Annotated in this window: 11 protein-coding genes; 4 read left to right on the forward strand and 7 right to left on the reverse strand. The window is 39.3% G+C overall.

Annotated elements, in window-relative coordinates; translation table 11 throughout:
- The 6 genes from IH879_13000 to IH879_13025 form a co-directional block, all read right to left on the reverse strand.
- The coding region (locus IH879_13000) for a methyltransferase domain-containing protein (GenBank protein ID MCH7675856.1) at positions 1 to 566 on the reverse strand (566 nt) is incomplete at its 3' end.
- A 61-nt stretch (positions 567 to 627) separates the two neighbouring features.
- On the reverse strand, positions 628 to 846 hold the full coding sequence (locus IH879_13005) for a glycosyltransferase (GenBank protein MCH7675857.1): 219 nt from the start codon (positions 844 to 846) through the stop codon (positions 628 to 630).
- Positions 764 to 1,657, reverse strand: a complete 894-nt coding sequence (locus tag IH879_13010) for a hypothetical protein (protein ID MCH7675858.1) — start codon at positions 1,655 to 1,657, stop codon at positions 764 to 766. The genes IH879_13005 and IH879_13010 overlap by 83 nt, the downstream gene beginning before the upstream one ends.
- Complete coding sequence (locus tag IH879_13015; GenBank protein ID MCH7675859.1) at positions 1,654 to 3,249, reverse strand: hypothetical protein; 1,596 nt, start codon at positions 3,247 to 3,249, stop codon at positions 1,654 to 1,656. The genes IH879_13010 and IH879_13015 overlap by 4 nt, the downstream gene beginning before the upstream one ends.
- Entirely contained in the window at positions 3,250 to 4,305 is a 1,056-nt protein-coding gene (locus IH879_13020; GenBank protein ID MCH7675860.1) for a metallophosphoesterase, read from the reverse strand.
- A 12-nt stretch (positions 4,306 to 4,317) separates the two neighbouring features.
- Complete coding sequence (locus IH879_13025) at positions 4,318 to 4,623, reverse strand: Dabb family protein (GenBank protein MCH7675861.1); 306 nt, start codon at positions 4,621 to 4,623, stop codon at positions 4,318 to 4,320.
- 414 nt (positions 4,624 to 5,037) lie between these two features.
- Between IH879_13025 and IH879_13030 the strand changes: the two genes are divergently transcribed.
- Positions 5,038 to 5,880 carry a carbon-nitrogen hydrolase family protein gene (locus tag IH879_13030; protein MCH7675862.1) on the forward strand — a complete coding sequence of 281 codons (843 nt, stop codon included), beginning with the start codon at positions 5,038 to 5,040 and terminating at the stop codon, positions 5,878 to 5,880.
- 81 nt (positions 5,881 to 5,961) lie between these two features.
- Positions 5,962 to 6,327, forward strand: a complete 366-nt coding sequence (locus IH879_13035) for a pentapeptide repeat-containing protein (GenBank protein MCH7675863.1) — start codon at positions 5,962 to 5,964, stop codon at positions 6,325 to 6,327.
- A 12-nt stretch (positions 6,328 to 6,339) separates the two neighbouring features.
- Here the strand turns inward: IH879_13035 and IH879_13040 are convergent, their stop codons facing one another.
- Entirely contained in the window at positions 6,340 to 7,032 is a 693-nt protein-coding gene (locus IH879_13040; GenBank protein ID MCH7675864.1) for an outer membrane beta-barrel protein, read from the reverse strand.
- 142 nt (positions 7,033 to 7,174) lie between these two features.
- On the opposite strand from IH879_13040, the gene IH879_13045 reads away from it, so the two are divergent.
- Positions 7,175 to 7,591, forward strand: a complete 417-nt coding sequence (locus IH879_13045) for a DUF1232 domain-containing protein (GenBank protein ID MCH7675865.1) — start codon at positions 7,175 to 7,177, stop codon at positions 7,589 to 7,591.
- 2,155 nt (positions 7,592 to 9,746) lie between these two features.
- Positions 9,747 to 10,038: FAD-binding protein (locus tag IH879_13050; GenBank protein ID MCH7675866.1), on the forward strand; the 292-nt coding region annotated here is incomplete at its 3' end.

Below are 10,038 nucleotides of genomic sequence, written 5' to 3' on the forward strand. Positions count from 1 at the left end.
GAAGCATGCTCCTTAACACTCAATATTGATTCATTTATGGAATTTAGGTGTTCTAAGACATGCCAAAATACAACAGTATCAAATTCCTTAGAGCGGAAATGTGCAGGGTCATACACCCCTTGTACTACATTATCCGCAAACTCCCTGCGAGCCTCGTTAAACTTGATTTCATTTGGCTCAATACCATAAACTTCCTGTCCCCTTTTCCTGAATTCCTGCATAAGTTTTCCCCTCCCACAACCGATGTCCAAAACCAGTCCTCCTGACTCGAGTGATGAATTTATCGTGATGACAATTCTACCAAGGAAAAAACGGATTATCGCGGAGAAGAATCTTACATATAAAGAATTTTTATCTCTTGCGATATTCTGTTCCGAAGTCTCGTATACAGATTCCTCATCTTGTATTTTTCTCCATGAAGACCCACACCGTGAACAATTATTATACTCATGAAACTTACCCCCTTCAAGCCAGTCAGGAAATAAAATAATGTCGATTCCTGTATATAGATTACAAACAGGACAGTTCAAGACATCTTGGCTTACATTGTTTATTTTTACTTCCATAGCTTATTTTGTACTTTCGTGCATAGGTTTTAAAAGCGATGGGCGAATAAAATACGTCTTATTAGGCATACTTATCCCCTTCATCCTTGACAGCGCTAAAGATTTCTCTAATTCGTGAATAGTATCTATCAATGGTGTAGTTCTTCATCATGTGGTCATGTCCCTTTTTACCAATTGACAGTCGCAGCTTCGGATCCTCAATGAGCTTCACAATTGCCTGCTTCATTCCATCTACATCTCCCGGCTGTACAAGTAATCCGCATTTTCCTTTCTGTAAGATACGCGACGAACCGCCTTTTTATCTCCCGAATTAAAAAAAATGGTGCTAAAATTCTTAATTTAATAAAAAAATCTTTTGCAAGCAATTTAATTCTATATTCTGCACTCACAACCTTAGGAAAATTAGGTAAATAATATCGCAAAACATCAAGCGCAAACTCGGAATATATGTCATAGCCACTGTCATTAGAGCACCTACTGCTAATATCTTTCGAGATAGAATGTAATACGTCTCCGCGGGCAGCAAACCAAAAGTCTGGCAATGAAAGCTCGGGCCTATTTCTATCCTTACTCCACAGAAGATGTTGAACCAAAATGCTTCCCGATTTAAGATTTTCTTCATGATCCCTGATTTCAGAAAATAGTAAGTTAAAATCAATTTCTATATCCGATCTGATTTTAATTACGATGTTATCATGCATATCACCACCCATAACCTCAAGACCTCTCAATAATGAATAAAACTGCCTTGCTTTATTGCCTTTGCGAATGGTCTTGGAGCTATTCTTTTCTTTTCTTGGAAAAACTGGAACGGAATCTTGATTGGATAATACTAATACAGCCCCTAGTCCTTTTATTTTTTTAGCGAGTTCGTCTGAACAATCACCAAACCATCCGCTGTATATCACATTTATATTCCTATTTTTACATTGTCTGATATTACGCAAAATTGTAGAACTCGAGTCAAAATGAACAATCAAATCTGAATCGTGACTGTATCCTCGCAGTTTTAATAAGCTTTTGCGACTCCAAGTTATCCCCGGAGAATAAACAGGGCCCTGAATAACGACTGTAATGTTTTGCGTATTCATGATACATATATATTATATTGATATTGGTCATTAAGTAATACTATTAGGCTTGAAATATTACGATTTAAATTATCGATACTTTGCTTATATTCATTAAGCTTTTTGATTGAAACTTTTGATCCGCCCGAACTATGCAGTTCTATGACCATATCGGCAAGTCTACTTTTTTCCAATGCTAAATAATCTAAATCAGATCCTATATAGCCTAATTGTCGAATTAACTTGTTTTTATTTTGTGATTTATAAATATCATTCACTTGATTTTCAAACTGCTTAATACTGTCTTCCGATATTCTTAAAACTTCGTCCCAGGTACCAGGAGCCTTCCTTTCGCCTAATAAAGTATAGACTTTACGTGAAATTGACGACTCAAGAATCTGAATTTGACTTAAATCCTCTTGCAATTGTTTTTTCAAAAATCGTACCTCATTATAATCATCTTCCATTTTATCAAGTAATTCTAACATAAGCGGCATGTCAGCTAGCTCTTTGTTGAATTTATCTTGGAATGATTTTTTTAATTTTTCAATTTCTTGATTCTCAGGGGCCTTATCCACGAAGTCTTTGTACTTTTTGAAATACAACAGGCCAAAAAAACATATAAATAACAAGGATATGAGGGCAAAAATAGGTAACTTTAAAAGAACTAAAACACCTGCAATAATAACGAATATTATTGAAAGGAATAAAAAATAGGGTTTTGGTTGCTCAGGAATATTATTTAATTCATTTTGGTAAAGAGTGTAGGCATTTTTCAACCATTCGTAATGTTCACTTCTTTCCTCACTAGATACTTGGGTTTGCTCTTTATGCATAGATTCAGATTTTTTCTGTCGGTAGGAACTCAGCTCGTTTTGAATTTCATTGATTTTTTCAAGGGGCATTCGATTTATTTTGTCTCTTAGCCGCTTTACATCCTGGTTGAGACTATAAGCTTGGAATTGCTTGGCTTTTTTTATTTCCTGAATTTGATCTTGCAATAGTTGTTTGTTTTCAATCATTAAATTCCGCTGACCGCCGGAAAAATCGCTATCTATTTGGCTAAATAAATCATCATAATTCTCAAGAACGCTAATTAACTCAAGTCTCTCTTTAATTTCACCCGTTTTCGGCCCAATTGGCGAATTATTTTCAAGCTTAGATTTTTGAAGGATTTTTGAAATTCTGTTTTGTATTTTGTCGAGGACATTCTTTCCCGAAAGCAAGCGTTTCATAATATTTTTGTCAACCCCGCCCTCGACATCGACAATTTCCACCTCTGCTCCCTTGACCACCAAAAGTTTCGAAAAATCAGCCGGCAGTCCGGTTTTCGCTTCCTCCCAGTAGTCCTCCAGTTTTTTTGGGGAATCCGGAGAAAACTCAACTAGTTGACCATTAGAAAGACCCTGGAGTATCACCTTGCCCGTGCCCTTTTGATCGCGCAAAGTCCACTGGTTTGACTGTCGGAAAAGTGAACGAATGATGAATTCCACCAGGAAAGTCTTGCCCTCTTCATTGTGACCGAAAATGAGATTGAATTGCCCTAACTCGGTTGAAAACTGCGTATGAGGACCAAGGTTCTGGACATGGATTTCTTTAATCGCGACGGACATTTAATCCTCGTAAATAACTTTAAGTGCCTGTATCAAGATCAGCTCTTTGCTGGGATGATTGCTGATAGTATTCCAGTCAAGCTTGTCTATCCATGCAGAAACCCGATTGGAAATTTCCGCACGATTGATATCCTCAGCCACGGAAACCTCAGTTAAATCGGGTTCCCAGCTCTTATAAAAGGTGAACTCACGAAAGGCCTTGCGGATGGTTTCCATTAGCTTTCTCTTATCCGAAGAGTAGCCATACACTTTTATTTTGATTTGCGTTTTTGAAATTTCTTCCTCTTCAAGCTCCCAGCTTTTAATTCGTTCTGCAATCTCTTTCTCAATGTAATCTGCTTCATCTTCAACAGGCAGGATCACAAAAGATTCATTGAAAAAAATGACCTGCGAATCAACTTTTCGGTGTTCGATTTTACCGGTGTCGGTATCGAAAATCAAGAAGCGGCGACGGCCGGTTTCACGGATGTCTAAACCACACGGGGACCCAATGTAGTGTACTTTGCCCTTATCCATCGCTTTGTGGATGTGGCCGAGAAACACTTGCGCCGGCTTAAAATTCTCCAAATCGCTTCGAGTCAAAGGCATGTAAACGCCCGGCTCAAACGGATTTGGTTCATATCCCTCTGCCCAATCCCCGTGTCCGACGAGCACCCAATTATTTTCCCCTAAATCTGAAGCAAAACCAGAGATGAATTCTCCCATGGTCTTGCCTTTTTTGAATGGTAGAAAAAGAAATGGCGGCGCATTTTCACCAAAGTCTTGCAGTTTAGGTTCCGAATAAATCTCAAGGTTAGCTGCCGTGACTTCTTGTTGATTTAAAACGCTGTCGTGATTACCCGGAATAACCAGGACTTTTATGTCTTGATACTTTGAACAAAGCTTATCAAATTCTGCATAATTTCGACTTGTCTCATCGAAAAGATCTCCAGCAATAATAAGTGTACTAATCCTTCCTTCCACCATTTGTTGAAAAATATTTTCTAAGGCGTGATACCGCTCGGGGTACATTTGGCCGGCGGTCAAATGCAGATCAGCTGTAAAGGCGATTTTCAATGCTGATTCCTTTCAAACTTCATAATCCACCACCTTCTTTTCAATACGGATTTTGTTTAGAAATTCTTTGATGAGTCTCTGGTGTTCAGGGTGGGCTTGATAGGCTTTTAAAGTTTCTTTGTTCGCAAACTCTGAATATAAAACGACATCAAAAGCGGCGTCTGAATCATCGAAGTTAATGCCGGCTTCGGCGAATTTTATTTCGGTGATTTTTTTCGGCAAGGACTCTAACCGGGCTTTCAGTTTTTGTGCGTTTTCGAGTTTACTGCAGCCCTCGGCCTGTTCTTTCAATTTCCACATGACGATGTGTTTTATCATTATTTTTTCCTCTTCAAAGGGCAATCATTATCCTGAATAATTCATGAATTTCCATTTCAGGCAAAAAACTTCAATATTGTCATGCCCGAGTAGTCCGGCATCTATTACCTGCACTAAGTTGTTGATTTGGTGTGGATTCCCGCTCCCCGCCTTCGCGAGGACAGGCTTCGCGGGAATGACGACTTTTATGGTTTGTGAATTATTCAGGTTAATTAATCCATCAATAAATTTATGAATAAAATTATCCTGAAATTTAAAATAAATGATAACTGACAAAACCAACTTTTTTAAAATAGCCCTTATTCAGCACCCGCCAGTCTTTCTAAATCTCAAAGCCAGCCTCAAAAAGGCCTGCGATCTAATTGAAGAAGCGGCAAAGGAAGGCGCAAAGGTTATGTCTTTCCGGAGACCTGGCTGCCCGGCTACCCGGTTTGGCTGGACTTTGCACCGAATGCCGGACTCTGGGAACATCCTCCTGCAAAAGCTCTTTACCGAATCCTGGCAGAAAATTCTGTTGAAATTCCGGGAAAAGAGCTGCAAGCGCTCTTAAACGCGGCAAAGAAGACGGGTGCTTATGTTGTCATGGGCTCCCATGAAAGGCTCGCTGGTACCCTTTACAACACCATGATTTTCCTCGATAAAAACGGCAGAGATATTCAAATCCACCGCAAATTGATGCCGACTTACACCGAACGCCTGATTTGGGGACGCGGTGACGGCAGCACCCTCCCTGCCATCGAAACCGATTTTGGAAAAATTGGCGGTTTGATCTGCTGGGAGCATTGGATGCCTTTGGCACGGGCAGCTATGCACGCCAAACACGAAATGCTGCACATCGCCCAGTGGCCGATGGTAAAAGAGTTGAATTTAGTCGCCAGCAGGCAGTACGCATTTGAAGGCCAGTGTTTTGTGGCCGCGGTTGGATCTGTTTTGAGTAAAGGTGAAATTCTCGAAGGATTTCATTCGCTTAAAAATGCCGATAAAAAAGCATTGGAATTATTGGAAGAGATCCCCGGCCAAAAGAATGATCTGATTCTAAAAGGCGGCAGCGCGGTGATTGCACCCAATGCTGAATATATAGTGGAGCCTGTTTACAATGAACCCTCTATTCTTTACGGGGAAATCAATCCTGAATGGGTCAAAGAGGGCAATCTGGTTCTTGATACGGATGGCCACTACTCCCGTCCGGATGTCTTCCAACTTCACGTTAACACCCAGCCCCAAATCAATGTAAAATTTGACCCCCGGAATCTCTAGGGCGAATCGCCCCTACTTTTCTGCTAATCAAACGCCTCAACTCTGCCGATAATAACTCATTGCAAAGAAAATGAGGCGAAGATGTCAAATACAAACGAATTTTACTATCTTTTAAAAAACGAGAAAATCGCTGAGTTTAACCTCAGTGTTGAGGGATTGAAAGATTACGATTTACGGGATGTGAATCTCCGGGGCCGTAATTTGCAGAAAGCCAACCTCAAATACGCCGATTTACGCGGCGCCTACTTGAGCCATTGTGGTTTAAAAGGTGTTAATCTATCCATGGCGAATTTGGAGGGTGCAAGTCTGCACATGGCGCGGGTAAGCGGTGCGTATTTTCCCAAAAATATCTCAGCGCTTGAAATTAAAAACAGTGTGAATATTGGCACCAGAATCCGCACAAGCGACAATGACAACATTCATGAAAGTTCGGAGTTGATTGTTTAGAACTATTGTCTCTTAAGGATGAATTCGAACTCCAACCTCAAAAAAGATTCCGCTGAAATCAAATGTGACATCTCTTAGCAAGAAGCCGCTATCGGAACCTGCAAATCCCGAAATCTCTGCAAAACGATATCCGACTTTTCCAACTAAGGACAGAAGTGATGAGAACCTCCATTGCGGTCCAGCGGCTACCGCAAAGCCGAAACCATTCTCACTTTCATCTTCTTTAATTCCCGGGGAATTGGTAATTTCAACGGCCGGGAATTCAAAACTTTGTTTCACAAAATGATATTCCGCGGCCAATTCGGTGATTAAACTAAATTTTCCAAAGGGGAAATTATAACTGACTCCGAAAGCTACGGGTAGACTTGATACTTTGTACTCATCTTCAACAACAGCAATAACCTCGGGACCGGTCTCACTGGTGATCTTCCGTTTATTTTTCACACTACTCTTGAGATAAGTCACCCTTGAAAAAATTGCAAGTCTGTTTGACAGATAAAAATGTATGCCGCCGCTAAAAGTGGCATTGTTTTTAAAGTCATCATTCTGTATTCCAAAGCTATTATTAGATTCATACGGTGTGAAACTGGAATAGCCGATTCCTAAATCAAAACCGATTCCTGAATTTTGCGGCTGAGCATTGGAGTTAGAAAATTGCAGCACGTAAGAAGTTAATAGAACGAAAACAATTTTCTTAAAATCCATGTTTGCCTTCCTTATATTTTGCTGTTTAAAGTAGATAAAATTTCTCTTCAACTCAAATGATTTATTTCTCACTTGAAAAATACAAATCAAATCAACATATTTGAACTAAAGATAATATTTAACACTTACTTCTCTCAAAAATATGACAAACGAAATCGATCAAAAGCCTGAAGGCTTTGAAAACGCACAAGACAAAGCGCAAGAGTTTTTTAAAGACAAAGAGAAAACCGGTCACCTTTTAGACGAAGCGCTCAGAAAAGCGGAACGAAATAAAAATGTTTTAGAAAACATCTGGGTGGATCTGCAAGCTCTTTTGCGTTTAACCAAAGCCTGGCTCAAAAGCGAATATACACAAACCCCCTGGCAAACGATAGTTTTTGCAATCGCTGGAATTATTTATTTCGTGAACCCATTCGATATTGTGCCGGACTTTATCCCTGGCGCCGGTTATTTAGATGATGCAACCGTCATCGGATTCGTGATCAAGTCGATTAGGCGGGAGATTAAGCAGTTCCTGGATTGGGAAAAAGCTCAGAGTTTAACCACAGAAGACACCTAACGCGCACACCGAACCCTGTCAGGGTTAGTTAGTATAGATAAAAACAAAAAAGCGCCGTCAGATTATATCTGGGCGCTTTTGGATGACTGTTATCAGTTATTAACTAAAGTGCACCAAAAGAAAACCCTCTCGTAATCCAACTTCGAGTACCTTGGTCTTATCTGAAAACACAACTTTCATTGCGAACTAATTGCCATCCGAGAACATTGAGTGAAAACACTCATAAATATTTCTAAGATTTTTTTCGGCCCAAACCCTCTGGCAGTTAATTCTTGTCAGATAAAACCAGGTACAGCCATGGAAGTAAAAACAATGTTTACGATGGAGTCTTCAAATATATTGTACCTCCGAACGATTGCATTTTAGAACTTGATCGGAAAATAAGACAGGCGGCAAAGTTTTATCGTTGACAATTATCCATTGTCAAGGGTGCGTTTTTGTCTGGAAGCTTTTCATATATCCAAAAGTCAAGTTGATGGAGTTGGTTCATAAACCATAAAAACCAAAGGTTTCAATGCAGTCATTGACAAGCAAGAAAATACGAAATCCTCGGCAAAACCTGTGATTAAACAAAATTTTCTTGACATTATCTATATATTGTGCTATACTAAAGATATCAATACAATACTTAGATTTTTAATTAGTGAGGCTTGGTATCTTTTGATAGATAATTTCAGGGAGTTAGAGAAAATGCTGGTGATATAAAATTAGTTCGTCCGCAATTTCTTAATTCAAAACTTCTTGAATCTCCGGCATTTGGTTATCTTTTTTGAATCTTATGATGGATTAGAAGATGCAATTTGATTTTGATTAACATCACTGGGGGAAGCCAAACAATGTTTTATAACACTTATAATAAAACGGTTTTTCTTTCTCGCGAAGAGATTAAAGTACTAGAAGAAGCCAAGTCGTTACTTTTTGAGATGGAAAGAATTACCGGGTGTAACCATGTTATAATCTCTCGACCATATCATTATCTATCAATCTTAGTTGAGAAGTTCAGGTATTCTAAACGCAGACTGCTGACGCGAATTAACAGATTAATATTCTCCCGTTACTGGCGCCCCAGAAGAGTAGTTTCTCCAAATTTATTTTTTCCAGTTCGACGAAAACAGCACCTTTTACCAATTGTAACCGAACCAACAGTATCAAATCACTTCTATAATCGAGCGTCGAGCCAATGAAAAAAGCAGTGATGCATTGAGACGATAAGTGGGCAATCTAGTAAAGTGTTTGTAGGTGAAAGTCAAGAAAACTGAATTTTTTTGTAAACCATCATCTAATTTCACTGGCACTTAGACAAGCTTTTATTTCGTCAAAGTTTGGTAGTGACCTCGTTCTTGTCCATAAATTAGGAGATGTTTAGTAAACAAAAATACATGGGTTTCCGCGATAAATAATTTTATAAAGTGCAGAGATTAACCCCGGAGTATTTTTACATTTTTTGCAATCCCTAAAAAAAGAGCAATAAGCTTAAAGTTAGACTTCTTTCCCTAATTTTCCGACCTCCTAAAAAACAGATTTAACCGTTTTATAAACGGTAATAAACGGTAAATTTTCTCTATTTTGTGAAATTTATGAAGCCCAAAAAAGGATATTTAATAATACTTTGTTGGGGTTGTCACAAAGCAACTTTCTATGACAGCTTAGTCTACAAGGCGTGCGTTGCAGTACCCAAGCCTTACCTCTAAATAGGTTCAATCGAGGGGTATGACTCCTTCTTGCTTTTTTAGATTAAAATACCTATACTCTCTTGACGGTTCAAAAGGCGGACGTTTATTGATGCAGGTGAAAGAGAACAATCCCGAATATATCAAAGAATACTTCTTTTCTTGCACTTGAATGGCAAAACCAGAGTGCTGCTAACATAGACAAACATGAATGGCAATTAAGATTAGGGTGGGGCCGTCATCTTAGCAACATTCTTAGGGGCCTGTGCCACTTCTCAGTTCCCAAGAATATAGAGCCAAGGCAATCCCCTGTTTTTGACCGTTTTTCTTCAATTTTGTTGCTTATTTGTTACTTTTATAATTATCAAATCAATATTTTCAATGGTTTAAGTTTGTTAACGATGATTCCTTTCCATTCAATACTTTGGTGTAGTATATTTAGCGGCTTTCACTCTGAATCTGGTCTGAACGGAGGAATATAGTTAATGGCCCAATTTGAAACGAATAACTACGATGTTTTAATAGTTGGTGGCGGTGGAGCCGGTTTGCGCGCTGCAATTGCCGTTGCTGAAATCAACCCGAAATTGAGCATCGCGGTAGTCTCGAAAGTTTATCCAATGCGCAGCCACACCGTGTCTGCCGAAGGTGGGTCTGCGGCAGTTATCAAGACCAACGACAGCCTTGACGATCATGCCTACGACACTATCTCCGGCGCGGATTGGATGTGCGATCAAGATGCCGTCGAGGTATTTGTCAATGAAGCCCCTCAGGAAATGT

The sequence above is a fragment of the candidate division KSB1 bacterium genome (genome assembly GCA_022562085.1).
GTDB lineage: Bacteria > Zhuqueibacterota > Zhuqueibacteria > Oceanimicrobiales > Oceanimicrobiaceae > Oceanimicrobium.